The 24,301-nt window shown below is 59.9% G+C and carries 28 protein-coding genes; 18 read left to right on the plus strand and 10 right to left on the minus strand.

Features of this window, described 5'->3' with window-relative positions; all coding sequences use genetic code 11:
• Positions 1 to 29 precede the first annotated feature (29 nt).
• Positions 30 to 473, minus strand: coding sequence for a MarR family winged helix-turn-helix transcriptional regulator (locus tag NA647_RS06925; RefSeq protein ID WP_256048236.1), 444 nt, complete (start codon positions 471 to 473; stop codon positions 30 to 32).
• Between the two features lie 79 nt (positions 474 to 552).
• Here NA647_RS06925 and NA647_RS06930 point away from each other — a divergent pair, with 79 nt between their 5' ends.
• Together NA647_RS06930 and NA647_RS06935 are read left to right on the plus strand one after the other, a co-directional pair.
• Positions 553 to 1,719 carry a PLP-dependent aminotransferase family protein gene (locus tag NA647_RS06930; protein WP_256056996.1) on the plus strand — a complete coding sequence of 389 codons (1,167 nt, stop codon included), beginning with the start codon at positions 553 to 555 and terminating at the stop codon, positions 1,717 to 1,719.
• Between the two features lie 41 nt (positions 1,720 to 1,760).
• Positions 1,761 to 2,366, plus strand: a complete 606-nt coding sequence (locus tag NA647_RS06935) for a glutathione S-transferase family protein (RefSeq protein ID WP_256056997.1) — start codon at positions 1,761 to 1,763, stop codon at positions 2,364 to 2,366.
• A 102-nt stretch (positions 2,367 to 2,468) separates the two neighbouring features.
• Here the strand turns inward: NA647_RS06935 and folE are convergent, their stop codons facing one another.
• The 4 genes from folE to NA647_RS06955 form a co-directional block, all read right to left on the minus strand.
• A complete protein-coding gene (gene folE / locus NA647_RS06940) occupies positions 2,469 to 3,014 on the minus strand; it encodes a GTP cyclohydrolase I FolE (RefSeq protein ID WP_256056998.1) in 546 nt (181 codons plus the stop codon).
• A gap of 151 nt (positions 3,015 to 3,165) precedes the next feature.
• Entirely contained in the window at positions 3,166 to 3,723 is a 558-nt protein-coding gene (locus tag NA647_RS06945) for a Smr/MutS family protein (protein WP_256056999.1), read from the minus strand.
• A gap of 67 nt (positions 3,724 to 3,790) precedes the next feature.
• Positions 3,791 to 4,108, minus strand: a complete 318-nt coding sequence (locus NA647_RS06950; RefSeq protein ID WP_256057000.1) for a hypothetical protein — start codon at positions 4,106 to 4,108, stop codon at positions 3,791 to 3,793.
• Positions 4,109 to 4,193: 85 nt separating this feature from the next.
• Complete coding sequence (locus NA647_RS06955; RefSeq protein ID WP_131648530.1) at positions 4,194 to 4,787, minus strand: cysteine hydrolase family protein; 594 nt, start codon at positions 4,785 to 4,787, stop codon at positions 4,194 to 4,196.
• A 188-nt stretch (positions 4,788 to 4,975) separates the two neighbouring features.
• Here NA647_RS06955 and prmB point away from each other — a divergent pair, with 188 nt between their 5' ends.
• A complete protein-coding gene (gene prmB / locus NA647_RS06960; RefSeq protein ID WP_256057001.1) occupies positions 4,976 to 5,896 on the plus strand; it encodes a 50S ribosomal protein L3 N(5)-glutamine methyltransferase in 921 nt (306 codons plus the stop codon).
• Between the two features lie 33 nt (positions 5,897 to 5,929).
• On the opposite strand, the gene NA647_RS06965 is transcribed toward prmB, so the two are convergent.
• Together NA647_RS06965 and NA647_RS06970 are read right to left on the minus strand one after the other, a co-directional pair.
• A complete protein-coding gene (locus NA647_RS06965) occupies positions 5,930 to 6,721 on the minus strand; it encodes a hypothetical protein (RefSeq protein WP_256057002.1) in 792 nt (263 codons plus the stop codon).
• Positions 6,722 to 6,787: 66 nt separating this feature from the next.
• Entirely contained in the window at positions 6,788 to 7,753 is a 966-nt protein-coding gene (locus NA647_RS06970; RefSeq protein ID WP_256057003.1) for an alpha/beta hydrolase family protein, read from the minus strand.
• Between the two features lie 154 nt (positions 7,754 to 7,907).
• Between NA647_RS06970 and aroC the strand changes: the two genes are divergently transcribed.
• The 7 genes from aroC (at position 7,908) to NA647_RS07005 (ending at position 12,643) form a co-directional block, all read left to right on the plus strand.
• Positions 7,908 to 8,999, plus strand: a complete 1,092-nt coding sequence (gene aroC / locus NA647_RS06975; protein ID WP_256057004.1) for a chorismate synthase — start codon at positions 7,908 to 7,910, stop codon at positions 8,997 to 8,999.
• Between the two features lie 83 nt (positions 9,000 to 9,082).
• The gene (locus NA647_RS06980; protein WP_256057005.1) at positions 9,083 to 10,234 is read left to right on the plus strand and encodes an MFS transporter; all 1,152 of its coding nucleotides are present in this window, start codon (positions 9,083 to 9,085) and stop codon (positions 10,232 to 10,234) included.
• Positions 10,231 to 10,851: a methylthioribulose 1-phosphate dehydratase gene (locus NA647_RS06985; protein ID WP_256057006.1), complete on the plus strand. Its 621-nt coding sequence runs from the start codon at positions 10,231 to 10,233 to the stop codon at positions 10,849 to 10,851. Before NA647_RS06980 ends, NA647_RS06985 begins: the two co-directional genes overlap by 4 nt.
• A gap of 82 nt (positions 10,852 to 10,933) precedes the next feature.
• Positions 10,934 to 11,479, plus strand: a complete 546-nt coding sequence (locus NA647_RS06990; protein WP_256057007.1) for a 1,2-dihydroxy-3-keto-5-methylthiopentene dioxygenase — start codon at positions 10,934 to 10,936, stop codon at positions 11,477 to 11,479.
• Between the two features lie 2 nt (positions 11,480 to 11,481).
• The gene (gene mtnC, locus NA647_RS06995) at positions 11,482 to 12,165 is read left to right on the plus strand and encodes an acireductone synthase (protein ID WP_256057008.1); all 684 of its coding nucleotides are present in this window, start codon (positions 11,482 to 11,484) and stop codon (positions 12,163 to 12,165) included.
• 72 nt (positions 12,166 to 12,237) lie between these two features.
• The gene (locus tag NA647_RS07000) at positions 12,238 to 12,447 is read left to right on the plus strand and encodes a PLD nuclease N-terminal domain-containing protein (protein WP_131648539.1); all 210 of its coding nucleotides are present in this window, start codon (positions 12,238 to 12,240) and stop codon (positions 12,445 to 12,447) included.
• 4 nt (positions 12,448 to 12,451) lie between these two features.
• Positions 12,452 to 12,643 (plus strand): PLDc N-terminal domain-containing protein, encoded by a 192-nt coding sequence (locus NA647_RS07005; protein WP_256057009.1) that lies wholly within the window; start codon positions 12,452 to 12,454, stop codon positions 12,641 to 12,643.
• Between the two features lie 37 nt (positions 12,644 to 12,680).
• On the opposite strand, the gene NA647_RS07010 is transcribed toward NA647_RS07005, so the two are convergent.
• On the minus strand, positions 12,681 to 13,613 hold the full coding sequence (locus tag NA647_RS07010) for a DNA-3-methyladenine glycosylase family protein (protein ID WP_256057010.1): 933 nt from the start codon (positions 13,611 to 13,613) through the stop codon (positions 12,681 to 12,683).
• 168 nt (positions 13,614 to 13,781) lie between these two features.
• Between NA647_RS07010 and speE the strand changes: the two genes are divergently transcribed.
• Positions 13,782 to 14,642: a polyamine aminopropyltransferase gene (gene speE / locus NA647_RS07015; RefSeq protein ID WP_256057011.1), complete on the plus strand. Its 861-nt coding sequence runs from the start codon at positions 13,782 to 13,784 to the stop codon at positions 14,640 to 14,642.
• A 295-nt stretch (positions 14,643 to 14,937) separates the two neighbouring features.
• The gene (locus tag NA647_RS07020) at positions 14,938 to 15,279 is read left to right on the plus strand and encodes a ribonuclease E inhibitor RraB (protein ID WP_256057012.1); all 342 of its coding nucleotides are present in this window, start codon (positions 14,938 to 14,940) and stop codon (positions 15,277 to 15,279) included.
• 10 nt (positions 15,280 to 15,289) lie between these two features.
• Here the strand turns inward: NA647_RS07020 and NA647_RS07025 are convergent, their stop codons facing one another.
• The gene (locus NA647_RS07025) at positions 15,290 to 16,246 is read right to left on the minus strand and encodes a LysR family transcriptional regulator (RefSeq protein ID WP_256057013.1); all 957 of its coding nucleotides are present in this window, start codon (positions 16,244 to 16,246) and stop codon (positions 15,290 to 15,292) included.
• A 106-nt stretch (positions 16,247 to 16,352) separates the two neighbouring features.
• Between NA647_RS07025 and NA647_RS07030 the strand changes: the two genes are divergently transcribed.
• Complete coding sequence (locus NA647_RS07030) at positions 16,353 to 17,108, plus strand: sulfite exporter TauE/SafE family protein (RefSeq protein ID WP_256048254.1); 756 nt, start codon at positions 16,353 to 16,355, stop codon at positions 17,106 to 17,108.
• A 15-nt stretch (positions 17,109 to 17,123) separates the two neighbouring features.
• Here NA647_RS07030 and NA647_RS07035 read toward each other — a convergent pair whose 3' ends face one another.
• Positions 17,124 to 18,512 (minus strand): MATE family efflux transporter, encoded by a 1,389-nt coding sequence (locus NA647_RS07035; protein WP_256048255.1) that lies wholly within the window; start codon positions 18,510 to 18,512, stop codon positions 17,124 to 17,126.
• A gap of 118 nt (positions 18,513 to 18,630) precedes the next feature.
• Here NA647_RS07035 and pdxB point away from each other — a divergent pair, with 118 nt between their 5' ends.
• From pdxB to NA647_RS07060, 5 genes are all read left to right on the plus strand, one after another.
• Complete coding sequence (pdxB, locus tag NA647_RS07040) at positions 18,631 to 19,776, plus strand: 4-phosphoerythronate dehydrogenase PdxB (protein WP_256057014.1); 1,146 nt, start codon at positions 18,631 to 18,633, stop codon at positions 19,774 to 19,776.
• A gap of 113 nt (positions 19,777 to 19,889) precedes the next feature.
• Complete coding sequence (gene dnaX / locus NA647_RS07045; RefSeq protein ID WP_256057015.1) at positions 19,890 to 21,914, plus strand: DNA polymerase III subunit gamma/tau; 2,025 nt, start codon at positions 19,890 to 19,892, stop codon at positions 21,912 to 21,914.
• Between the two features lie 15 nt (positions 21,915 to 21,929).
• Positions 21,930 to 22,256, plus strand: coding sequence for a YbaB/EbfC family nucleoid-associated protein (locus NA647_RS07050; RefSeq protein ID WP_131648549.1), 327 nt, complete (start codon positions 21,930 to 21,932; stop codon positions 22,254 to 22,256).
• 185 nt (positions 22,257 to 22,441) lie between these two features.
• Positions 22,442 to 23,041, plus strand: coding sequence for a recombination mediator RecR (gene recR / locus NA647_RS07055; protein ID WP_256057016.1), 600 nt, complete (start codon positions 22,442 to 22,444; stop codon positions 23,039 to 23,041).
• 183 nt (positions 23,042 to 23,224) lie between these two features.
• Positions 23,225 to 24,214: an ABC transporter substrate-binding protein gene (locus NA647_RS07060; protein ID WP_256057017.1), complete on the plus strand. Its 990-nt coding sequence runs from the start codon at positions 23,225 to 23,227 to the stop codon at positions 24,212 to 24,214.
• Positions 24,215 to 24,301: the final 87 nt, after the last annotated feature.

Below are 24,301 nucleotides of genomic sequence, written 5' to 3' on the forward strand. Positions count from 1 at the left end.
CTTCAGGCGCATCTGCGCGCCCAAGGTACTTAATGTCGATTGGTGCTGGTCGCCAGCGTCTGGTTCACTGCAAGCCAGCCGGATACGGCGTCATCGCCTGCCTGTTTGAACGCTCGTTCGAGTAGCCGTACCTGCTCTCGTCTAAGTAACTGTTCCAGCTTGGCGCCCTCTGCGGTGAAGCGCAGTATGCGCTTGCGCTTGTCGTCCTCCGCAGTTCTGCTTTCCACCAAATGCATCTCGATGAGCTGTCGTAGCGGGATATTCAGCGCCTGTTTGCTCACGCCGAGGTAGCCGAGCAGCTCCTTGATGCTGAGGTCTGGATAGCTCGCAATGAAGAAAAGAATGCGGTGATGGACCCGAGAAAGTCCGCGGCGCGCAAGCATCTCGTCTGGCTTGGCTGTGAAGGCCTGATAGCCAAGAAAGAAGCTCTCCATGATCCGGCGCTGAATTGTGCTTTTTTTTAGGTCAGTCATATTGACGTATTCGCAATCGCAGGCGTAATTTTGGTCAAGTAGTCTGACTTATTTTATTCCCTCTTGCATCTGGTGCCCTATGGCCTTCTCCGAACGCGTCGACCGCCTGAAAAGCTCGCTGATCCGTGAAATTCTCGCCGCTGCGCAGCGCCCAGAAGTGATGTCGTTCGCCGGAGGGCTGCCGGCCGAATCGATGCTGCCGAAGGTGGAGTGGGCGCAGATGCCGGCGACCATGGGGCAGTACGGTATGAGCGAGGGAGAACCGGCGCTGCGCGAGGCTATTGCCGCCGAAGCGCGTTCACTCGGTATCGACTGCTCGGCCAGTCAGGTTCTCATCGTCAGCGGCTCCCAGCAGACGCTGGATCTGGCATCGAAGCTATTCATCGATCGCGGTACCGAAGTGTTGCTGGAGGCGCCGACCTATCTGGCGGCGCTGCAGGCTTTCCAACTATTCGGTGCGGACTGTCTGGCGGTACCGCAGGAAGCTGACGGGCCGTCCCTCGCTGCGCTACGCCAACGGCTGGAGCAACACAAGCCGGCTTTCGCCTACCTCATTCCAACCTTTCAGAACCCGTCGGCGGTGCGCTACAGCGAAGAGAAACGCGACGCTGTCGCGGCGCTGCTGGATGAATTCAACGTCACTCTGATCGAGGACGAGCCTTATCGAGAGCTGGTTTTCGACGAAGGTAGCGCCAGGCCCATCGTCAGTCGCATGCGACAGGCAAGCTGGATTTACACCGGTACGGTCTCCAAAACGCTGCTTCCAGGGCTGCGGGTTGGCTATTTAATCGCAACTCCCGATCTGTTTCCTTATCTGCTACGGCTGAAGCAGTCGGCCGACTTGCATACCAACCGCATTGGCCAGTGGCAGGCATTGCAATGGCTGGGGAGCAAGCAATATGAGGCGCATCTGATCGAGTTGCGACGTTTCTATCGTCTGCGCCGCGATGAGATGCAGGCTGCGCTCAAGGCGCATTTTGGTGACCTGGCAGACTGGCAGCTCCCACAGGGCGGGTTGTTCTTCTGGTTGCAGCTGAAGCGTCCGGTAGATACGCGAACCCTGCTCAACTCGGCGCTGGCGCAGGACGTGGTATTCATGCCCGGCGAGCCTTTCTTCGTCGATCCCGAGCAGAACCCGGGATATCTGCGGCTGAACTTCAGTCACGTCGCCCCGGAGCGCCTGGCTGAGGGCGTACGTCGGCTGGCGAGCGTGATTCGAAGTGCCGGAATGGTCGATGCAGCGTAGCTTCATATCGCGGTGATTGCGGCGCCGCACGGAGAATGGATATGGCGTACAAGGTTTATGGCGATTATCGGTCCGGCAACTGCTACAAGGTGAAGCTGATGCTGCATCTGCTCGGTCGGGATTACGAGTGGATACCGGTAGATATTCTTCGCGGCGAAAGTCGTGAAGAGTGGTTCCGAAAAAAGAATCCTAACGGAAAGATACCGGTGCTCGAGCTGGATGACGGTTCCTGTCTATGGGAGTCGAATGCGATTCTCAATTTTCTTGCGGAGGGAACCGAGTTCCTGCCCAAGGATGCGCGTTTGCGCACCCAGGTTCTGCAGTGGCAGTTCTTCGAGCAGTACAGCCACGAGCCGTTCATTGCTGTGGCGCGATTCATCAAGGTCTATCTTGGTTTGCCCGACGATCGTCTCGATGAATATGCTGCCAAGCAACTGGACGGCTACCACGCGTTGGCCGTCATGGAGCAACAGCTACTGCGAACGCCGTATCTTGTTGGCGACCGTTATTCGATTGCGGACATCGCGCTGTATGCCTATACGCACGTAGCGGAAGAGGGTGGATTCAATTTAGAGAGCTACCCGGAAATCTGCGCGTGGCTACAGCGGATTGCCAGTCATCCGCGGCACATCGGGATGTTCGACTAAGGAAGACGAGAAAAAGAGGCTTGAGGCTGGGCGAGAAAGCAGCTGCGCGCCGCAAGCCTCAAGCAGCAAAGAAAGCTTGAAGTCAGCCCAGCCTCGTTTCTCTTATCTGACCAACCCGAGAAATTCGCTGCGGGTGGCGGCGTTTTCCCGGAACTGTCCGAGCATGACCGAGGTGACCATTGAGGAGTTCTGCTTCTCGACGCCACGCATCATCATGCACATGTGCTGGGCTTCAATAACAACAGCCACGCCCCAGGCGCCAGTGATCTTCTGGACCGCATCGGCAATCTCGCGGGTGAGGTTCTCTTGAATCTGCAACCGGCGAGCGTACATCTCGACGATACGCGCCACCTTCGACAGGCCCAGCACCTTGCCGTTGGGCAGGTAAGCAACATGGGCTTTGCCGATGAAGGGGAGCATGTGGTGTTCGCACAAGGAGTACAGCTCGATGTTCTTCACCAGCACCATTTCGCTGTTGTCGGAGCTGAACAGCGCGCCGTTGGTGACTTCTTCAAGCGTCTGCTGGTAACCCTTGCATAGGTACTGCATGGCTTTGGCGGCGCGCTTGGGCGTGTCGAGCAATCCCTCGCGGGTGACGTCTTCTCCGAGCTGGCCAAGGATCTCGGTGTAATTTTGTTCCAGTGACATTGAGCTACCTGTCGGGCTTCATGTGAGCGCAAGCGCGAAGGGTAGGGTGCACCCGCCGCGCTGGCAAGGGGGAAACAGCAAGCTGCACGCTACAAGCCGCAAGAAGAGCGACGGCTCGTTTGGCTTCGAGAGCTCTGTCAGCTTGGCGCTGCTACTCATCCCTCCCTTCGAGCATGGTGCGTTTGAGCATCACATAAACCGCCCCGGTGCCGCCATGTCTTGGCAGACATGAAGAAAAGCCAAGCACTTGGGCATGCTGACGCAGCCAGGTATTGACGTGGCTCTTGATCATTGGGCGTTTGCCGTCGACGCGTGCGGCCTTGCCGTGGGTGACCCGCACGCAGCGAATTTCGAACTTGCCGGCTTCGGCAAGGAAATCCCAGAGCAGCTCGCGTGCCTTCTCGACGCTGAGCCCATGCAGATCCAGGCTGCCTTCGAAGGGGATCTGGCCGGCTTTGAGCTTGCGCATCTGGCTGTCTTGCACACCGTCGCGTGCCCAATACAGCTCGTCTTCCGCTGCGACATCGATGACGAATTGATCGGAAAGCCCATCGATGCGAATTTCGCTGTCGCTGATGACTGCGTTTGCGCGCCGAGTGGCTATCTGCGCTTTATTGCTGCGTGGTTTGCCGGTGTCGGCGCGGTCGTGTTTGATTGGCTTGACGCCATGAACGGCTGATTTGAATAGGGAAAAGTCGTCGTCTTGCATGGGGCCTCCGCGTTGCAGGCGATCTTACCCGAAAGCCTTCGCTTTCAACCTGCTCGAAGCGCAGAGGTCAGCGCTTCTTCTTCAGTCCAGGGGATAGGCTCAGTCCGCCGGGTTCACGCAACCGGCGACGCACGCGGTGTCGGATGAACAGGCCGATCACCAGCAAAGCCAGGCCAAGCACCAGTAGCGTCACTGCTTCTTCATATTCGAACGCCATGTTGGCGAAGGCTGAATGGCTGCCGAACAGAGATGCCGCACCAGATCCCGCCAGAAGCACGCCGAGAATGCTCAGCAGCAATGCCAGCACGCCCCCGAGGCGTGCGCCCCAGCTCCGTTGCTCGCGAGGACGAAGTCGGCGTGCATCGAATCCATCGGTTCGTTTCATTCCGGTTACCTCGTCAGAACAGGCTATGACCGGGGCAGCCCGGTCAGTTTTATTCGCGGTCAGGTAACGCTTACGGCGCGAACGATTACGCCAGTGCTCCTACGTCAGCGACGCAAACAGCGAAGTTGTCCGCGAGAATGGTCATTTCCATGCGATGCACCTGTGCTGCTTCGAGCACACCGTCTCCCATTGGCAGATCGCGGGTGGCGCAGGCTTTGTCAACGAGCGTACAGCGGTACCCATAGTCTTTCGCGGCGCGAACCGTGGTGCTCACGCTGGAGTGGGTCATGAAGCCGCAGACGATGAGGTCGAGGCGGCCATGCTGTTGCAACAGCTCGTGCAATTCAGTGCCGGCGAAGGCGTTGGGCAAGGTCTTGCCGATCACGGTTTCGCCGGGGAGCGGCGCGGCTTCCGGCATGATCTGGCCGCGTAGGCCCTGCGGGTCGAACAGTCCGCCTGGAATACCCAGGTGATGAACATGCACGACGGGTGCACCGGCCGCGCGTGCAGCGCTGACCAGGCTCTTGATTTCCTCCAGCGCTGAGCTCAGGTTCGGTAGCGCAAGAGTCCCTGTCCGATATTCTTCCTGAGCGTCAATGACCACAACGGTCGCATTAGCCAGAGTCGCCGGTGCATAACTGCGGCCACTGAGCTGAAGCATGGTCTGTGGCTTGGACATCACTGACTCCTTGTTTTGAGAGGGGCCTGATTGTGGCGCTAGATGACCGATATGTGAACTGCCCAAGATGATGATTTCGCCAGCGGAGTTGCGCAATCCTGCAATAGACCCATGATCGTTCTATACGATTTGAGAAAGTCGCGAGGCCATCGGCTAAACTCTCGCGCTTTTCAGAAGGAGATGCTGCCGTGACCGCTTCGCCGTCCCAATTGCGCACCTTGCGCGATTACATTCGCTGGGCCGTCAGCCGCTTCCAGGCCGAACAGCTGTTCTTCGGCCACGGTACGGACAATGCGTGGGATGAAGCGCGTCAGCTGGTGCTTGGTGCCCTGCACCTGCCTTGGGAGATGGCTGACAGCTATCTCGACTGCCGGCTGGAAGATGATGAGCGGCAGCATTTGCAGGAACTGCTGCATCGTCGAATCGAGCAACGCGTGCCTACCGCTTACCTGCTGGGGCAGGCCTGGTTCTGCGGGCTGCCGTTCATTGTCGACGAGCGCGTGTTGATTCCGCGTTCACCAATTGGGCAACTGATCGATCGCCGCTTCGAACCCTGGCTGGCGCAGCCTCCGGCCCGGATTCTCGATCTGTGCACCGGCTCCGGTTGTATCGGGATTGCCTGCGCTTATGAGTTTCTCGATGCTGAAGTGGTACTGGCCGACCTGTCATTCGAGGCGCTCGAAGTGGCGAATCGCAATATCGAGCATCATGGCGTGGAGGATCGAGTCTACACCGTGCAGAGCGATGGCTTCGACGGGTTGCCCGGCCAGCGCTTCGATCTGATCGTCTCCAACCCTCCGTATGTGGATGCGGAAGATTTCGCTGACATGCCAGATGAATACCATCATGAGCCGGCTTTGGGGCTAGCCTGCGGGGATGATGGGCTGGATCTGGTGCGGCGCATGCTGGCCGAGGCGGCTGATCACCTGACCGAAACCGGCACTCTGGTTATCGAGGTAGGTAACAGCCAGGTGCACGTCGAAGCGCTTTACCCCGAGGTGAGCTTTACCTGGCTAGAATTCAGCGAAGGCGGGCACGGCGTATTTCTGCTTGCCGCCAGCCAATGCCGCGAGCATCAGGCATTGTTTCGCGAGCGCCTCAAAGGCTAGAAAGCAGCGCCTCGATGTGGGGTGGCACGGGACTCAGCGAGTCGCAATCCAGATCATCAGCCCCGCCTGGAACAGTGAGAAGGCGATCAGGCAGGCAATGGTGAATCGGAGCGTGCCATCTTCCCGGCGGAACTTGTTTAGCCGCTCCTGCAGGTCGCGAATCTTGTTTTCCTGCTCCAGCAGGTTCTGATCGGCCTGCTCCAGCATCGCGGCGGCATCCTTCAGGTCGATGATCTGGACTTTCTCCGGATTCCAGTCGGGGCGCAGTGAGCTGACACGAGACGCGCTATAGGTCGCCTTGAGTTTGCCGGGCTCCGGATAGAGCACATCGAAGCCTTGACTCAACAAGCTCTGGTCACGGCGTAGGCGCATGTCCTCTCCGGTTATGTCCGCGGCGGAAAGGGCGCCGCCTTCGACCAGATAGTGTGCCCAGCGCTTCTGAGCCCAAAGCGCACCCTGCGCCAGCAGAAAGCGTCCTAGGCCACGATTGACTGGTTGCACATGCAGGCCGGAGTCCGGGCCGAAGCGCAGCTCCTTGGCCCGATGATCCGCCCAGACTTCCAGTGCATTGTGCTTCTTCGACAACACCTGGCCCGGGAGTCGAACGAAAAGCTTCAGTAAACTCTGCTGTGGTGTATGCCGTTCGACCTGAGCCAGCTCGACGAACCTTAACGGCCGCGTACCGGTATCCCGGTCGGTCGGAAGTGGCGCCAGGCGCAGCAGTCGAAAACGATCTGGGGCGAGCTCCGCCCAAGGATGCGCCTGCGGCGTTGTTTCAGGCGTTTTGGCCTCGCTGTCGTTAGCGGAAGGCGAGCTGTCGGTCATGTCGGCGTCCATGGGCTCCAGGAGCGATTCGTTGCGTGGGCAAGGAGCGTATCGGCCGGCCCTCGGCTAGCTGGAGGCTGGCAATAAGCCATTCCTGTGCAGGAACTGGCTGATCCGCTCCGTCAGCGCATAGGCGATCGGCAGCTCGGGCTGGTTATAGGAGGCGGTCTGTTCGTTGCGGTCCATCGGTGTGATGCGCAATACATGATTCATCCCCTCGATCAGCGTCAACTCGGCGTCCTTTCGGGCGCGCTGCAAAGCTTCGGCGTCTTCCTGCTCGACTTGGATGTCATGCGTGCCCTGGATGACCAGCGCCGGGGCGGTCGTGTTGGCGAAGGCCTCTGCCGGATCCTGGCCGAACAGGGAAATCAGATAAGGTTGCACGCTTGAGCGGAACAGGATCTGTAGCGCATCAGGCACTTGCTCATGCACTCGTCCCGCCTTGAGTTCGTCGATCAGGTAATGCGCAGTTGCCAGTAGCGGTGGCGGCAGGCGGCCCTGGAGTTGCTCACGCAGCAGTAAGTCGATCGGGCGGCCGCTGCCGGCAATGCTGATCAGTGCGTCGGGCTCGGCGACAGACGTGGCCAGACTGGCGATCAGCGCGCCCTCGCTGTGGCCGATCAGCACGACAGCAGAGAAGCGCGGGTCGGCTTTCAGCATCTGTATCCACGCCGCCGCATCCGCAACGTAGCGTTCCACGTGCAGTTGCCTTTCGTCTGGAGCGACCGCAAGGCTTTGCCCAACGCCCCGTTTGTCATAGCGCAGGCTGGCAATGCCGTGCTTGGTCAGCGATTGTGCCAGCCGCTTGAGGCTGTCGTTGTGGCCCATTGGGCTATTGCCGTTGCGGTCGGTGGGGCCCGACCCGGCAATCAGCAGCGCGACCGGTATAGGTTCGGCGCTTTTGGGAAGCAGCAGGGTGCCATGTAGGCGACCTTCCGGCACTTGCACCGTAACGGCCCGATTCAGCAGCTTCTGAGCTTGGATGTGTGGAGCAAGCATGGCGAGAAGTACAAACAGGAAGAGCGTGCGCATGAGTAGGATCAACCATCGGCGAAGCGGATTGGATGCGATGAGAAGCACTTGGTTCGCCTGTCGATCATTATGCGCAGCCACCGAAGCAGTGAAACCTGCGGCGGCTCGGGTATACTTCCGCCCCCTCGTTTAGGTCGATCGCGGAGCGCCCTGCATGTCCGGCAATACATACGGCAAGCTGTTCACTGTCACCACAGCTGGTGAAAGTCACGGTCCGGCGCTGGTCGCGATCGTCGATGGTTGCCCGCCGGGGTTGGAATTGACCGTCGCCGACCTTCAGCGCGACCTCGATCGGCGTAAGCCCGGTACCAGCCGGCACACAACCCAGCGACAGGAAGCCGACGAGGTCGAGATTCTCTCCGGCGTATTCGAAGGGCGCACGACCGGGTGCCCGATCGGCCTGCTGATCCGTAACACAGACCAGAAGTCCAAGGACTACTCTGCGATCAAAGATCAGTTCCGCCCGGCTCATGCCGACTACAGCTACCACCACAAGTATGGCCTGCGCGACTATCGCGGCGGCGGACGCAGCTCGGCGCGTGAAACCGCGATGCGCGTAGCGGCCGGCGCCATCGCCAAGAAGTACCTGGCGACTCTCGGCATTCAGGTGCGCGGCTACATGAGTCAGCTAGGTCCAATCGAGATCCCTTTCAAGACTTGGAATAGCGTCGAGCAGAACGCGTTCTTCAGCCCCGATCCAGACAAGGTGCCGGAGCTCGAGGCTTATATGGATCAACTACGTCGCGATCAGGATTCGGTCGGTGCGAAGATTTCCGTCGTTGCCGAAGGCGTACCGCCAGGGCTTGGCGAGCCGATTTTCGATCGTCTGGACGCCGACCTGGCCCATGCGCTGATGAGCATCAACGCCGTCAAGGGCGTGGAGATCGGTGCCGGTTTCGCCAGCGTTGTTCAGCGTGGTACCGAGCACCGTGACGAGCTGACCCCGGACGGCTTCCTCTCGAACAATGCCGGCGGCGTGCTCGGCGGAATCTCCAGCGGCCAGCCGATCATCGCCCATTTGGCGCTCAAGCCGACCTCAAGCATCACCACGCCCGGCCGCTCGATCGACATCGACGGCAACCCGGTCGATGTCATCACCAAAGGCCGTCACGACCCCTGCGTTGGCATCCGTGCGACGCCCATCGCCGAAGCGATGATGGCCATCGTCCTGCTGGACCATCTGTTGCGGCATCGTGGTCAAAATGCCGGTGTGCGGGTGACGACTCCGGTGTTAGGGCAGCGATGAGCTTGAAGCTGGACGCTCGAAGCCGGAAATAGGAATTCCATCCTAACGCCACGGTTTCGCTTCCAGCTTCTGGCTTTCAGCTTATGGCTGCTTCCCTTCCTTACTGGCGCCTGTCCAGCTTCTATTTCTTTTACTTCGCGCTGCTCGGCTCCGCTGCGCCGTTTCTTGGGTTGTATTTCGATCACCTGGGATTCAGTGCCGAGCGCATTGGCGAGCTGGTCGCCATACCAATGCTGATGCGCTGCCTAGCACCGAATCTCTGGGGCTGGCTGGGCGACGTCACCGGACAGCGTTTGGCGATCGTTCGCATTGGTGCGCTCTGCACGCTGCTGTCGTTCGGTCTGATCTTCTTCGGCAAGAGCTACGCCTGGCTCGCGCTGGTCATGGCGCTGCATGCGTTCTTCTGGCATGCCGTGCTGCCGCAGTTCGAAGTCATTACGCTCGCGCATCTTCGTGATCAGGCATCGCGCTATAGCCAGATCCGCTTGTGGGGCAGCATCGGTTTCATTGCGGCGGTGGTTGGGCTCGGTGCGCTGTTCGAACGTCTCACCCTGGATATTTATCCCGTGGCGGTGATGGTGGTCATGGTGGGCATCGTCATCGCTAGTATCTGGGTGCCCAATGCCGCGCCGGAACAACGACCGGATCTGGCTGAGCAGGGTGGCTTCCTTCGTCAGCTGTGCCGTCCCGGTGTGCTGGCATTCTTTGTCTGTGTTGGCCTGATGCAGGTCAGTCACGGGCCTTATTACACCTTCTTGAGTATTCATCTCGAGGCGCTTGGTTATAGCCGGAGCACCATCGGCCTATTGTGGGCGCTGGGCGTGGTCGCGGAGATTCTGATTTTCCTGATCATGGCTGCGCTGATGGCGCGCTTTTCGTTGCGTCAGGTCCTGATTGCCAGCTTCGCGCTGGCGGCGATACGTTGGCTGCTGCTTGGCACGCTGGCCGATCATCTTAGCGTGCTGCTGATCGCACAGCTGATGCACGCGGCGACGTTCGGCAGCTTTCATGCGGCGGCGATCCATTTCGTTCAGCGCAGCTTTGGCCACCGTCAGCAAGGACAAGGGCAAGCGTTGTACGCGACGCTGGCGGGTGTCGGCGGGGCGCTGGGAGCGCTTTACTCTGGCTACAGCTGGGCCAGCCTCGGCCCGTTCTGGACCTTCGCCATCGCCAGCCTGGCGGCATTGGCCGCAGCCGTTATCATTGCCATCCCCAAGCAGGAGAACCGGGCATGACAGCCACTCGTGAACACTTGTCGCAGGCCATCATAGACGCGGGTCGTTTTCTCTATGGCCGCGGTTGGTCGCCGGCGACCAGCAGCAACTATTCGGCGCGACTGACCAGCGCCGAGGCGCTACTGACCGTTTCGGGCAAGCACAAGGGTCAGCTGACGGTGGATGATCTGCTGGCTGTCGATATGAACGGGCGCAGCCTGGAAGAGGGCAAGAAGCCCTCGGCGGAAACCCTGCTGCACACGCAGCTGTATCGCTGGCAGCCGGAAATCGGCGCCGTGCTGCATACGCACTCGGTCAACGCCACCGTGCTCTCGCGTGTATGCCTGAGTGACTCGCTGGTATTCGCCGATTACGAATTGCAAAAGGCGTTCAGCGGCATTGCGACCCATGAAGCCCAGGTAGTGGTACCGATCTTCGACAATGATCAGGATATCGAGCGACTCGCCGCGCGCGTTCAGCCCTGGCTCGACGAGCACCCCGACTGCGTTGGTTATCTGATCCGCGGGCACGGTCTCTATACCTGGGGCGCACAGATGAATGATGCGCTGCGCCAGATTGAGGCGTTCGAGTTCCTGTTCGATTGCGAACTGAAGATGCGCATGTTGCAGCGTGTCTGATCGCCGCTTTTCTGCTGCACGCAACGCGTGCCCGAATAATTGATGAGAAACCGGGACAGCACCCGGTTCGGAGACAACCAGTATGAGCATTCTCAGCGTCTATCAGGACACCGCTCCCGAGCAACCACTCAAGGTGCTCACCCATGTCGAAGATATCGCCGCCACATTGGCCGACGTTGGCGTGCGTCTCGAACGCTGGGAGGCTAGTGCGCCGCTTGGTGCCGGCGCCAGCTCGGAGGAGGTAATTGCCGCCTATCGGCCGCAGATCGACCGCCTGATGAACGAGCGTGGCTACGTTACGGTAGACGTCATCAGCCTGAACAGTGATCACCCACAGAAGGCCGAACTGCGGGCCAAGTTTCTCGAGGAGCACCGTCATGCCGAGGATGAGGTGCGTTTCTTCGTCGCCGGGCGCGGACTTTTCACCCTGCATATCGAAGACAAGGTCTATGCCGTGCTGTGCGAAAAGAACGATCTGATCTCCGTGCCCGCCGGGACCCGGCACTGGTTCGACATGGGTGAGAACCCGCATTTCGTGGCCATTCGCCTGTTCAACAATCCCGAAGGCTGGGTCGCGCAATTCACCGGCGAAGACATCGCCGGCCGCTTCCCGCGCCTGGAGGACTGAAGATGCCGATCAAAGCCATCCTCACCGATATAGAAGGCACCACCAGTGCGGTGAGCTTCGTGTTCGACGTGTTGTTTCCCTACGCCCGCGAGCATTTACCGGCGTTCGTGCGTAAGCATGCGGCGGAGCCGACGGTGGCTGCGCAGATCGAGGCCGTGCGCAGCGAAAGCGGCGAGCCGGAGGCCGGCGTGGAGCGAGTCGTCGAAATCCTACAGGAATGGATCGCTGCCGATCGCAAGGCCACGTCGCTGAAAGCGCTGCAGGGAATGGTCTGGGCCGAAGGTTATCGGGCCGGTCAGCTCAAGGGGCATGTCTACCCTGACGCGGTGGACGCGCTGCGCCGCTGGCACGAGCAGGGCTACGCGCTGTATGTGTATTCTTCCGGGTCGATCCAGGCGCAGAAGCTGATTTTCGGTTGTGCCGAAGTAGGGGACCTGACGCCCTTGTTCTCCGGTTACTTCGACACCGGCAGCGGCCACAAGCGTGAGGTCGAATCCTACCGACGAATAGCCGATTCGATCGGCCTGCCGGCAGATGAGATTCTGTTCCTGTCCGATGTGTTGGAAGAGCTGGACGCTGCTCGTCAGGCTGGCATGCATACCTGTGGCCTGGCCCGCGAGGGCGGCGAGCTGACCGGTCATGAAACGCTCCGTAGCTTTGCCGCAATCGACCTGGCCCGTTACTGACGGTGCGTCTTACTGAACCCTCAAACCGCCCAGGCATCCTAATTACGTACTCACTGTAATTGGAGTCTTACCATGACCGATGCCTTCGGCGGTATTTTCGGCCTGCTCATTCTGGCACTGGATGTCTGGGCCATCGTCAGCGTGCTGCGCAGCGACGCCACGACTGGCAAAAAGGCGATGTGGGTGTTGCTGATCGTGATCCTGCCGGTACTGGGTCTGATCATTTGGGGCATCATGGGGCCGCGTGGTAACCGTCCCGACGACAGGAACCTGAGACCCTAAGCCCATGGAAACCTGGAGTGCTCTGCTGGCAGTGGTAGTGCTGGTAGGCGATGTGCTGGCCATCGTTCAGGTGTGGCGCAGTCGTATCGAGGTGGGGCGAAAAATTATCTGGAGCCTCGTTATCCTGCTGCTACCGGTTGTAGGGCTGATCATGTGGTTCGTTGCGGCGGGACACATTGCCAAGGTCAGGTTGTGATCTGTACGGACCAAGTCTCGATCGGTTGGCTGTCCTACTAGCTCTTCGAGGATGTTGGCCTGGCTTTTTCATCCGGTCTTGTTTGCCCCGCCGTGACGCCGTAGTTCTGCCAGATATGTACCGCGGCGTAGGCCCGCCAAGGTCGCCATGCCTGCGATCGAGCCAATAGCTGTTTGGCTGTTATACCCTCGCTTCCCCATAAGGGCGCTTTCAGCAGGCCGAGATCGGCGGCCGGAAAAGCGTCCGCTTCGCCGAATCCTCTCAATGCAATGTACTCGGCGGTCCACGGGCCGATGCCAGGCAACATGCACAGCCTGCGAACAAGTTCGTCCGCACCGTCCTGAACATGAAGTTCGAGCGCACCTTCTGCCACCGCAGCCGCCAAGCGTTGCAGTGTTGCGACGCGCTTGCCAGGCATGCCGATATTGTCCAGTTGGGCCTGCGCTATCGCTTCCGGGCTGGGAAACAAAGTGAGCAAACCGGCGGCTTTGCTCGCCGTTGAGCGGGGCAGCTCGCCGCCGAGCCGCTCTGTCAGCCGTCGAGTGATGGTCACGGCGGCTTTCACCGTGACCTGCTGGCCAATGATGGCGCGCACAGCCTGTTCGAAGGGATCGAAAGCGCTAGGCAGGCGCAACCCAGGATTCCCAACGACCAGCGGCCCAAGCTGTGGATCGTCGATGAAATGCCGCGCTACGGCTGCCGGGTCGATGTCGAGATCGAACATCTTGCGAACCCGAGAAACCAGCGTGGGCGCGTGCTCATGTAACGAGTCGCTCATGGTCAGTTCGATGGCGTCCTGGTCAGGCAACGGTCGCACGCTGATCCAGCCGACACTTCCATCCATGCGAACGGTACGGCTATAGCGGTTGGCATCCAGCGCTTCGACTCCAGGCAACAGCCGCAGCGCGAAGTGCTGGTGAAATTGTGTCCAGCTCCAGGGGGCGATATAGGGCAGGTGTAGAGGCGTCATGGGCCGACCATAGCCGTCGTTGATGGGGTTGTCTTCACCGAATGCGCTTTGAAACGGTATGGTTTCCCCTGTCATGAGACCAAAGTAGAATGCGCCTCTTTGCCCACGGGCAGTCCGTGCGGCCTGCGGGCGGCTTGTCTGTTACGCCATCCATCAGGGAGACACCCCATGAGCGACTATCAGGAAACTCTCTACGAGGGATACGGCCAGCGCTTCAAGATCGACAAGATGCTGCATGAAGTGCGTACCGAACATCAACATTTGGTGATTTTCGAGAATGCCCGAATGGGACGCGTCATGGCGCTCGACGGCGTAATCCAGACCACCGAGGCCGATGAATTCATCTATCACGAAATGCTCACTCACGTACCGATTCTGGCGCATGGCCTGGCGCGCCGCGTGCTGATCATCGGTGGCGGCGATGGCGGAATGCTGCGCGAAGTCACCAAGCATCGCGACGTGGAAAGCATCACCATGGTCGAGATCGACGGCACCGTGGTGGATATGTGCAAGGAATTCCTGCCGGAGCACTCGAAAGGCGCATTCGCTGATCCGCGGCTGAACCTGGTGATCGACGACGGCATGCGCTTCGTTGCGACCACCGAAGAAAAGTTCGACGTGATCATTTCCGACTCGACCGACCCTATCGGCCCCGGCGAGGTGCTGTTCTCGGAGAACTTCTACCAGGCCTGCCGCCGCTGCCTCAACGAAGGCGGAATTCTGGTCACGCAGAACGGCACGCCGTTCATGCAACTGGCCGAAGTGCAGACCACCGCCAAGCGCATGACCGGGCTGTTCCCTGACTGGCATTTCTACCAGGCGGCGGTTCCCACCTACATCGGAGGGGCCATGACCTTTGCTTGGGGCGCTTGTGATTCGGCCAGTCGCAAACTGACGCTTGAAACCCTGAGCCAGCGTTTCGCCGGCAGCGGAATCGTCACCCGCTATTACAACCCACACATCCATATCGGCGCGTTCGCGCTGCCTCAGTATGTGTTGCAGGCCATCAGCAAGCCGAGCAACGATTGAGCGCTTAGCGCCCTGCGGCAGCCCATTTGCTGCAGGGTGCGGGTTGGCTTGATGTCTTTCATGCATCCGATAACGATGAGTACACCGTATGTCGTTGGATGACGGCATGCGGCGCCTGAACCGAACTACTCAGGACTGCTGAGGCCTATTGCTTATACCGCACTCTTTTTCCCGTTGCGGTTTCTTATCTGTTAAAGGTATTTGCGACTGGCTCTAGTCAGTCGATATCCGCAAAGAGGCTGACTCACTATCCATTCCCCCACCGTTTCATCCATGAGTGAGAGGAGGTTGTTTTATGAGTGCCACCTTCCATGAGGATGTAAGCAGCAACGTATTGATGAGGATGAAAGAGGGCGGATTCGATTTCGCCCGCGTCCATCCGATCGAGTTCTATGCCGTGTTTCCTGATCGCGAGTGTGCGTCTGTCGCCGCAAGCCAATTTCGCGGTGAATGCGTCAACGCTCAGATCGCCCCACGTGACGACGGCGCCTGGGACCTACAGGTCAGCAAGGTGATGTACGCCACCTTCGATGGCATTGGTGATTTCGAACAGGATCTGGAAAATCTGATCGAGCCGCTGGGTGGCGTGGTCGATGGCTGGGGTGTGACCCAGGAAATATCCGGCTGCTCCGTCTGATATCACATTCTTAACCACAGCTGAGCCCGCTTTGCAGTGCCTGGTCCCATGGCGGGACCGGGCCGAACCGGTTCTTCAGAAACTCTAGTAGCAACCGGCTGCGGGAGTCGGCTTCCCTGGTTAGGCGCAGGGCGTAGATGCCGCTTGGCTCCGGTTCTGGCAGTCCCTGTTCACAGAACAGCGGCAGCAATTCCCCACGCAGTAGGTGATCGCTGATCAGCCAGGTCGGTAGATGCGCAATACCCAGACCAGCCACGGTGCCGCAAAGCAGCGCTTCGGCATTGTTCGCGATCATCCGCAGGCGTCTCGGCCGTAAAAGCTGCAACTTGCCCTCATGCTCGAATCGCCAAGCGTGGGTTGGTGCCAGTGCATCCCAATCCAACCCATCATGTTCTGGCAGCTCCGAGACCGATATCGGAGTGCCTCGCCGCGTCAGATAGTCGGGGCTGGCGCAGACGATGCGTGTCATCGGCGCCAGTGCCGTCGCGACCAGCCGCGTGTCGGCCAGCGGGCCGATACGCAGTACCAGATCGACTTCGCCCAAGTGCTCGCCCTGCAAATCGACAAAGCTGTCGATCAGGCGTAGCTGGATATCGACGCCCGGATAGGCCTGCAGAAACTCCGCAAGCGCAGGTGCCAGATGCCGGCGGCCGAAAGGCGCTGGCGCATCGATACGGATGCGGCCTTCCGGTGTGCTTTGTAGCGATGTCATTTCGGCGCGTGCCAGGTTGAGTTCCTGAACGATACGTCTGGCGCGCTCGGCAAAGACCTGCCCGGCTGCGGTGGGCTTGATGGAATGGGTGTTGCGGCTGACGAGTTGGCAGACAAGCGAGCGCTCCAGCGCATCGATACGACGGGCAACGGAGGAGGGCGTGAGTCCGTGCAGGCGGCCCGCGGCTGAAAAGCTGGAGGTATCGATCACGGCGAGAAACAGGCGGAACTGATCGGTTAGTGCGTTGGCATCCATGATGCGTTGCTCCGCTTTGCGTAATTTGCAAAGCCATTGTGCAAGTTTGTGCGTGTACCTACTAGGCGTTGGTGAGTAGCATTGCGGTTTTCATCAGGAAGCGATCATGGACTTCGTCGGGTTCGGGCTGAATGTGGTGTTGGGTTTGGCGTTGGGAACACTTGGCGGTCTGTTCGGAATCGGCGGCGGGCTGATTGCGATTCCGGTACTGGGCGTGCTGTTCGGGCTGGATCAACAGGTTGCTCAAGGTACGGCATTGGTGATGGTGGTGCCTAATGTGCTGCTCGCCATCTGGCGTTATCACCAGCGCAACCGCATCGACCCGCGTCACGCCGCGGCGCTGGGCATAGCCAGTTTCTTTTTTGCCATCGCGGGTGCCGCCATTGCGGTTTCGCTCGATGCTGGCCGCATGCGCATCGCTTTTGTCGGCTTCCTCGTCGCCCTGGCCGCCTACACCTTGTTGCGCGTTTTCATCCGGTCGCAACCTGGGAGTACCGAATTGCGTCATCCATGGCCCTGGCTGGGCGTGCTGGGTGCTGGCGCCGGTGCGCTGGGTGGGTTGTTCGGCGTCGGCGGTGCGGTGCTTGCCACGCCGGTGCTTACGGCGGTGTTCGGTACGTCGCAGGTCGTTGCGCAGGGTTTGTCATTGTCGTTGGCGGCGCCAAGCACCGCTGTGACGTTATTCGCCTATGCCACCCACGGGCAGGTCGACTGGTCGCTGGGATTGCCGCTCGCCGTTGGCGGACTGCTCAGTATCAGCCTTGGCGTGAAACTGGCACACGCGCTGCCCGAGCGCCTGTTACGCGTTCTTTTCAGCGGGTTCCTGCTGATGAGCGCGGTAATGTTGGCATTCGAGGTCTGACATGGATCTCGGCGGCTAGGCAGTGGCCTGGCCCGCTTGCTGGCGTATCTCCCGTCGAGCGCTGCGCGCCAGCCGGATGGTGAGCAAGACCGCCGCGCAACTCAGGCCGGCGATCAGTCCTTGCCACAATCCCGCCGGTCCGCTCGGATCGCCGAACCTGTCGGTGAGACCCAGCAGGTAACCTACCGGCAGGCCGATCCCCCAATAAGCGAAAAGCGTGAAAATCATCGTCATACGGGTGTCCTGATACCCCCGTAGCGCGCCGGCTGCGGTGACTTGCACCACGTCGGAAAACTGGAACAGCGCGGCGTAGACGAACAGGCTGGCAGCGACTGCGATTACGGCCGGATCGGTGGTGTAGATGCGGGCGATCTGCTCGCTGAACAGCAGCATGCTGCCGGCCGAGAAGCAGGCATAGACCAGGCTCGATACGATCCCCACACCCGCTACGAAGCGGGCGTCTCGCGGCGCGTTACGTCCCAGTGTCTGGCCGATGCGTACGGTGATGGCCATACCCAGCGACAGCGGAATCATGAAGATCAGCGAGGTGAAGTTCAGCGCGATCTGATGCCCAGCGACGACAGTTGCTCCGAGACTACCGATCAGCAGAGCGATGACCGAGAAGATGCTGGCCTCGGCGAATACCGCAACCCCGATCGGTACACCAACGGAAAGTAGACGGCTCAGTACGGCCCAGTCCGGCCAATTGAAACGGGCAAACAGTTGGTTTGGTTGGTAGTAGTCGGCACGCCGGACCCAGAACAGCATGGCCAGCAGCATGAAGCCCATGACCACGGCAGTGGCCCAGCCGCAACCGACACCGCCCATGGCCGGCAGACCAAGCTTGCCGTAGATAAAGATGTAGTTGAGCGGGATGTTCAATGCCAGCGCAAGAAGCCCTACGACCATGCTAGGGCGCGTGTGTCCGAGGCCGTCGCTGTAGCAGCGCAACACCTGATACAGGGCCACCGCCGGAAAGCCGCAAGCCACCGCTCTCAGATAGGCCATTGCCGGCTCAATCAACGTCTGATCGACCTGCATCAGGTGCAGCACGGGTTCGGCATTCCACATCAAGATCGCCAACAGCGTCCCGATCCCAAAGCCCATCCATAATGCCTGGCGCACCAGCGGGCCGATCTGCTCATGCTGCCCACTGCCGAAGCGCTGTGCGACATTGGGTGTCGTTGCCAGAATGATCCCTGTGAGAAGCAGAAACACAGGGACCCAGATGGAGTTGCCCAGCGCTACGGCAGCGAGATCGCGGGGGCTGACGCGCCCGGCCATCAATGTATCGACGAAGCCCATGGCGGTGTTCGCCAGTTGCGCAATCATCATGGGCAGAGCGAGAGCGAAGAGGGTGCGCAATTCAACGCGAACCCTGCTGAGTTTCGACTCAGTGGGCATTCAGGTGTATCCAATTGTATACAGAGCCGCTCAGTCTACGCCGTGAGAGGTGTTCTCGGAAGGCAGCAGGGCGCTGCGAGGAGGTCTAGAATGGGCCCATCAATGACGGAGCCTGCCAATGCGCATCCTTGCCGATGAAAATATTCCGCTGGTCGAAGCTTTCTTTGCCGAGCACGGCGAGATTCGCCGTATGCCTGGCCGTAGCATCAATAGAGCGTCGCTCGAACACGCAGAGGTGCTTCTGGTTCGTTCAGTCACCCGTGTCGACCGCGAGCTGCTCGAAGGTAGCGCCGTGCGCTTCGTTGGCACCTGCACCATTGGCACCGATCATCTGGATATCGATTATTTCGAGGACGCGGGCATTAGCTGGGCGAGCGCGCCGGGCTGCAATGCCCGGGGCGTCGTCGATTATGTGCTCGGCAGTCTCCTGGCGCTGGCCGAGCGTGAGGGCACGGAGCTGGCTGATCGCCGTTATGGTGTGGTCGGTGGCGGGCAAGTGGGTGGCAGACTGGTGGAGGTGCTGCGCGGTCTGGGTTGGAATGTACGGGTGTGTGATCCGCTGCGGCAGGCCCGTGAGGTGGGTGAGTTCGTCGGTCTGAATGAAATCCTTGCCGAATGCGACGTCATCAGCCTGCACACACCCTTGACGTTGGAGGGCGAGCATTCGACGTTTCACCTGCTGGACCGATCCCGTCTGCAACAGCTGCGCCCGGGCGCCTGGCTGATCAACGCAGCTCGCGGTGCGGTCGTCGACAACGCAGCTCTGCGCGAGCAGCTGACCAGACGGCCCGATATCCAGGCGGTGCTCGACGTTTGGGAAGGGGAGCCGCAGGCTGACGTCGAACTGGCCAGGTTATGTCGGATTGCCACACCGCACATCGCCGGCTACAGCCTGGACGGCAAGTTGCGCGGAACAGCCCAGATATACGAGGCGTTCTGCGCCAGCAAAGGGCTGGCACCCACGGTGGATCTGGCCGAGCTGATGCCGGTCGCGCCGTTGCGTGGGCTGTCCTTCGATGCATCGGCGTCACCCCGTGACGCGCTGGCGACAATATGCCGAGCGGTTTACGACCCGCGTAGCGACGATGCAGCGTTTCGCCGAAGCTTGACCGGCAAAGACGAACAACGTCGCAACGGCTTCGATCTGCTGCGCAAACAGTACCCTCCGCGTCGAGAGATAGAGGGGCTGCACGTCGAGATCAGCGACACCCAGCCGCAGTTGGAGCAGTTGGTACGCGCACTGGGCGCGACCCTGAAGCGTTGACACGACGATGACGTGGTTGCGAGCTGCATCTGCTTGGCTGACGACAGGCCGGATGCAATTTGCGGCCTGCTCCGCTAGCATTACCCGTCCTCTGCTTTCCCCGCGATGGTGTTATGAGTTATCAGGTTCTAGCCCGTAAATGGCGTCCGCGTTCGTTCCGCGAAATGGTCGGGCAGACGCATGTGCTCAAGGCCCTGATCAATGCGCTCGATAGCCAGCGCCTGCATCACGCTTATCTATTTACCGGTACCCGCGGGGTGGGTAAAACCACTATCGCGCGGATCATCGCCAAGTGCTTGAACTGCGAAACAGGCGTCAGCTCCACGCCTTGTGGCGAGTGCTCTGTGTGTCGCGAGATCGATGAAGGCCGTTTCGTCGATCTGATTGAAGTCGATGCTGCGAGCCGCACCAAGGTTGAAGACACACGCGAGTTGCTGGACAACGTGCAGTACGCGCCCAGCCGCGGGCGATTCAAGGTTTACCTGATCGACGAAGTGCACATGCTCTCGTCGCACTCTTTTAACGCGCTGCTGAAGACGCTCGAAGAGCCGCCGCCACACGTCAAGTTCTTGCTGGCCACCACCGATCCGCAGAAGCTGCCCGTCACCATTCTTTCGCGCTGCCTGCAGTTCTCATTGAAGAACATGCCGCCGGAGCGGGTAGTCGAGCACTTGAGCCATGTACTGAGTGCTGAAAACGTACCCTTCGAGCAAGACGCCCTTTGGCTGCTTGGGCGCGCCGCCGACGGTTCGATGCGCGATGCCATGAGCCTGACCGACCAGGCAATCGCCTTTGGTGAGGGCAAGGTGCTGGCCGAGGACGTGCGCAGCATGCTCGGCACCCTGGATCACGGCCAGGTTTACGGGGTAATGCAGGCGCTGCTGGAGGGCGACGCACGCGCCATGCTGGAAGCGGTCCGGCACTTAGCGGAGCAAGGCCCGGACTGGGGCGGCGTGCTGGCCGAAATGCTCAATGTGCTGCACCGCGTCGCCATCGCCCAGGCGCTGCCGGAGGCGGTGGATAACGGCCAGGGCGATCGTGAGCGGGTGCTGGAGTTGGCCCAGGCATTGCCGGCTGAAGACGTGCAGTTCTATTACCAGATGGGCCTGATCGGTCGGCGTGATCTGCCGCTGGCGCCGGACCCACGCAGTGGCTTCGAAATGGTCCTGCTGCGCATGCTGGCGTTTCGACCGGCTGATAGTGAAGACGCACCACGAACACCGCTAAAGAACCTGGGGATCAGTCCGGCCACGGCTGATTCCAGACCAACCGATGTGGCCGGTCCAGCAACATCGGCTGCGCCGGAACCTGAGTCGCGTGTGCTGCCTTCGCCAGCGCCAGCGGCTTCGCCTTCGACGCCCGTTGTCTCTTCATCGCCACCGGAGCCGGTCACCGCTCTGGTGTCAGTCAGCCCCGATCCCGCTCCGACTCCTGCGATCAAGCCCGAGTTGGTGTCCGAACCTGCTCCTTCGGTCGTCGACTTGCCTTGGAATGAGCCCCCCGTTACGCCCCCAGTAGCGGTGGAAAGCGAGGCACTTGAACAGAGAATCGCGCCGACTGGCGAGCCCGAGCATGTGGCCGCAGTCGTCGAGGTGAACGAGCCGGACGATGACGAGCCGCCGTTGACCGATGAGGATTATTTTGAAGTCGAAACTCAGGCCGAAGCCTATCTCGAAGGGCTGGATGACCCGGCATCAGAACCACAGGTCGTCACGCCGGCCCCTGCGGTCGAGCCTGCTACTGGTTTGGCTGCCGAGTGGCTTGATATTTATCTGAAGTTGGGTCTGGGTGGCCTGACAGGCAGCATCGCGGCCAATTGCACGCTGATCTCTGTGAACGATGATCGTTGGCTGATGCACCTGGACCCCGCGCAAAGTGCGCTGTTCAACGCGACCCAGCATCGACGCCTTAACGAGGCGCTGAATCAATACCACGGGCGCACATTGCGGCTGGATATCGAGTTGCAGACGCCGCAGCAGGAAACCCCCGCTCAGGCAGCGGCACGACGCCGTGGTGAGCGCCAGCGGGCGGCCGAGCAGTCGATCCAGGCTGATCCCGTGGTGCAGCAATTGGTGCAACAGTTCGCCGCCGTCATTCGTGACGGTACCATCGAACCCGTAGAACACTCCGAACCCTGATCCGAGGTAAATCCCATGATGAAAGGTGGCATGGCCGGCCTGATGAAGCAGGCGCAGCAGATGCAGGAAAAAATGCAGAAGATGCAGGAGGAGTTGGCCAACGCAGAGGTCACCGGCCAGTCCGGCGCCGGCTTGGTGAGCGTTGTGATGAACGGCCGGCACGACGTCAAACGCGTCAGCCTGGACGACAGCCTGATGCAGGAAGACAAAGAAATCCTTGAAGATCTGATTGCTGCCGCGGTGAACGATGCCGTGCGCAAGATCGAGCAGAACAGCAAGGAAAAAATGGCGGGTATGACCGAAGGCATGCAGTTGCCGCCGGGTTTTAAAATGCCGTTTTAAGAGAAGCCATAAGCTGGAAGCTGGAAGCTTGAGGAAGAGCTTGCAAACCATCCGATTGCCCGCACGCTCGCTTCCAGCTTCCAGCTTCCAGCTTCCAGCTTCCAGCTTCCAGCTTCCAGCTTCCAGCTTCCAGCTTCCAGCTTCCAGCTTCCAGCTTCCAGCTTCCGCTTTTCTCCGAGAACTACATGAGTTTTAGTCCACTTATTCGTCAACTCATCGATGCGCTGCGCGTTCTTCCCGGTGTCGGGCAGAAAACCGCCCAGCGCATGGCGCTCCAGATGCTCGAGCGTGATCGAAGTGGCGGGCTGCGATTGGCGCAAGCGCTTAAACGGGCGATGGAAGAAGTGGGCTATTGCCGGCAATGCCGTACGTTGAGCGAGGACGAAGTCTGTCCGCAATGTGCCGACCCGCGGCGGGACGATTCGCTGCTATGCATCGTCCAAAGCCCGGTGGATGTGTTCGCTGTGGAACAGACCGGTTTTCGTGGACGCTACTTCGTCCTGAAGGGGCACCTATCGCCGCTCGACGGGCTGGGTCCCGAGGCTATTGGTATCCCTGAGTTGCTTGTGCGTGTGGCTGAAGGCAGTTTCAGTGAAGCGATATTGGCAACCAACCCGACTGTCGAAGGTGAGGCGACTGCTCATTACATCGCCCAGCTGTTGATTCCGAAGGGGCTGACGTTGAGCCGCATCGCACATGGCGTGCCGCTTGGTGGAGAGCTCGATCTGGTCGATGGCGGCACGCTTGCCCACGCCTTGGCTGGACGGAAGACGATCACGCTCTGATTTTTTCCGTAGTGCAATCTCAGCAACTTATAACCTCCGGTTTAATGCTTATGGCTGTTAACTAGTGCCGTTCAGAAATAACTTCGTGTAAAGTTCTAAGCCAGAATTGATTTATAACTAAATGAAATAGAAAGCTTTCTTTTGGTTATATGACTAAACGCTGCCTAAGAGCTTGAGGTTGATATGAAGGCAAAACACTGGCTGGTCCCTGCGCTACTGCTACTCAGCGCTTTCGCGCAAGCTCAAGAAAAGTTCAAGGTTGGCTTCATCCGGGTTATGGACGATGCTCAAGCGATGGTTGCCTTCGAAGGCGACTTGTACAAAAAGCATGGACTGGATGTAGAACTAGTCGAATTCAGCTCCGGGACCGATCTGATCAAGGCGATCGTGGGCGGGCAGCTGGATACAGGTGTCCTGGGCTTCACCAACGCGGTCGCCTGGGCTTCAAAAGGCGCCGATCTGAAAGTGGTCGGTGGTGCCCAGCAGGGTTACCACTCGATTCTCGTGCGTAACGAAACCGGTATCGATGATGTGGCCGGTCTCAAGGGCCACAGCTTGGCTTCGCAGCGCGAGGGCAGCACCGCCGATTCGGTACTGCGCGGCGTGACGCTGAAGTCTGCCGGTCTGCAACCTAGTGACGTGAACATCATGGGCGTCAGCCCGGCGGTTGCGGTGCAGTCGCTAGTTTCCGGTCGAGTCGATGCGGCTTTCCTGTTCGAGCCCTATGATCGCATCGCCCAGCTGGTAGCGCCGGTCAAGCAGATCTACGAGATCGGTGAGGTCTGGCCTTTCCCCTGCATGGTTGTGATCACTTCCGGCGAAACGTTGGCCAAGCGCAAGGATGCCGTCTGGAAATCTCTCGATGCCCAGCGTGAGGCCATCGAGTTGCTGGAGAAGCAACCTGCCGAAGCCGCCAAGCTGATCGCCGATTACTTCATTGCCGAACCGACACTCAAGACGCTCGAGCGTGGTGAGTTGTCACGTGAAGTGGTAATCGAGGAAGCCATCGCGACCCAGGACTTCACCGCCAAACTGGACGATGCCGATCTGGCGCGCATCCAGGAGCTGGCCGATATCCTTCAGGAACTGGGTTCGCTGAAAACCCGCGACGGCAAGCCGTTCGATACCAGCGCGATCCTGGATCTTTCCTGGCAGGAAGCACGCGAACTCTGATCGTCGTATCGGCGACCTGTTAATGGCGCTGATCGCTCATTGCCCGGCCACGTGCCGGGCAGTTTTCATTCTGCCGGTCGTTGCCGG

The sequence above is a fragment of the Stutzerimonas stutzeri genome (assembly GCF_024448985.1).
Taxonomy (GTDB): Bacteria; Pseudomonadota; Gammaproteobacteria; order Pseudomonadales; family Pseudomonadaceae; genus Stutzerimonas; species Stutzerimonas stutzeri_AP.

Coding starts and splice junctions, on each gene's coding strand:
- NA647_RS07025 (WP_256057013.1), bottom strand. CDS start 16,246: ATGGATGCCAACGCACTAACCGATCAGTTCCGCCTGTTTCTCGCCGTG.
- NA647_RS06945 (WP_256056999.1), bottom strand. CDS start 3,723: ATGCAAGACGACGACTTTTCCCTATTCAAATCAGCCGTTCATGGCGTC.
- NA647_RS06970 (WP_256057003.1), bottom strand. CDS start 7,753: ATGCGCACGCTCTTCCTGTTTGTACTTCTCGCCATGCTTGCTCCACAC.
- speE (WP_256057011.1), top strand. CDS start 13,782: ATGAGCGACTATCAGGAAACTCTCTACGAGGGATACGGCCAGCGCTTC.
- NA647_RS07050 (WP_131648549.1), top strand. CDS start 21,930: ATGATGAAAGGTGGCATGGCCGGCCTGATGAAGCAGGCGCAGCAGATG.
- NA647_RS06935 (WP_256056997.1), top strand. CDS start 1,761: ATGGCGTACAAGGTTTATGGCGATTATCGGTCCGGCAACTGCTACAAG.
- NA647_RS07035 (WP_256048255.1), bottom strand. CDS start 18,512: ATGCCCACTGAGTCGAAACTCAGCAGGGTTCGCGTTGAATTGCGCACC.
- NA647_RS06950 (WP_256057000.1), bottom strand. CDS start 4,108: ATGAAACGAACCGATGGATTCGATGCACGCCGACTTCGTCCTCGCGAG.
- mtnC (WP_256057008.1), top strand. CDS start 11,482: ATGCCGATCAAAGCCATCCTCACCGATATAGAAGGCACCACCAGTGCG.
- NA647_RS06980 (WP_256057005.1), top strand. CDS start 9,083: ATGGCTGCTTCCCTTCCTTACTGGCGCCTGTCCAGCTTCTATTTCTTT.
- dnaX (WP_256057015.1), top strand. CDS start 19,890: ATGAGTTATCAGGTTCTAGCCCGTAAATGGCGTCCGCGTTCGTTCCGC.
- NA647_RS07010 (WP_256057010.1), bottom strand. CDS start 13,613: ATGACGCCTCTACACCTGCCCTATATCGCCCCCTGGAGCTGGACACAA.
- NA647_RS07020 (WP_256057012.1), top strand. CDS start 14,938: ATGAGTGCCACCTTCCATGAGGATGTAAGCAGCAACGTATTGATGAGG.
- NA647_RS07030 (WP_256048254.1), top strand. CDS start 16,353: ATGGACTTCGTCGGGTTCGGGCTGAATGTGGTGTTGGGTTTGGCGTTG.
- NA647_RS07060 (WP_256057017.1), top strand. CDS start 23,225: ATGAAGGCAAAACACTGGCTGGTCCCTGCGCTACTGCTACTCAGCGCT.
- NA647_RS07005 (WP_256057009.1), top strand. CDS start 12,452: ATGGAAACCTGGAGTGCTCTGCTGGCAGTGGTAGTGCTGGTAGGCGAT.
- NA647_RS06990 (WP_256057007.1), top strand. CDS start 10,934: ATGAGCATTCTCAGCGTCTATCAGGACACCGCTCCCGAGCAACCACTC.
- NA647_RS06965 (WP_256057002.1), bottom strand. CDS start 6,721: ATGACCGACAGCTCGCCTTCCGCTAACGACAGCGAGGCCAAAACGCCT.
- NA647_RS06930 (WP_256056996.1), top strand. CDS start 553: ATGGCCTTCTCCGAACGCGTCGACCGCCTGAAAAGCTCGCTGATCCGT.
- aroC (WP_256057004.1), top strand. CDS start 7,908: ATGTCCGGCAATACATACGGCAAGCTGTTCACTGTCACCACAGCTGGT.
- folE (WP_256056998.1), bottom strand. CDS start 3,014: ATGTCACTGGAACAAAATTACACCGAGATCCTTGGCCAGCTCGGAGAA.
- NA647_RS06985 (WP_256057006.1), top strand. CDS start 10,231: ATGACAGCCACTCGTGAACACTTGTCGCAGGCCATCATAGACGCGGGT.
- NA647_RS06925 (WP_256048236.1), bottom strand. CDS start 473: ATGACTGACCTAAAAAAAAGCACAATTCAGCGCCGGATCATGGAGAGC.
- NA647_RS06955 (WP_131648530.1), bottom strand. CDS start 4,787: ATGTCCAAGCCACAGACCATGCTTCAGCTCAGTGGCCGCAGTTATGCA.
- pdxB (WP_256057014.1), top strand. CDS start 18,631: ATGCGCATCCTTGCCGATGAAAATATTCCGCTGGTCGAAGCTTTCTTT.
- recR (WP_256057016.1), top strand. CDS start 22,442: ATGAGTTTTAGTCCACTTATTCGTCAACTCATCGATGCGCTGCGCGTT.
- NA647_RS07000 (WP_131648539.1), top strand. CDS start 12,238: ATGACCGATGCCTTCGGCGGTATTTTCGGCCTGCTCATTCTGGCACTG.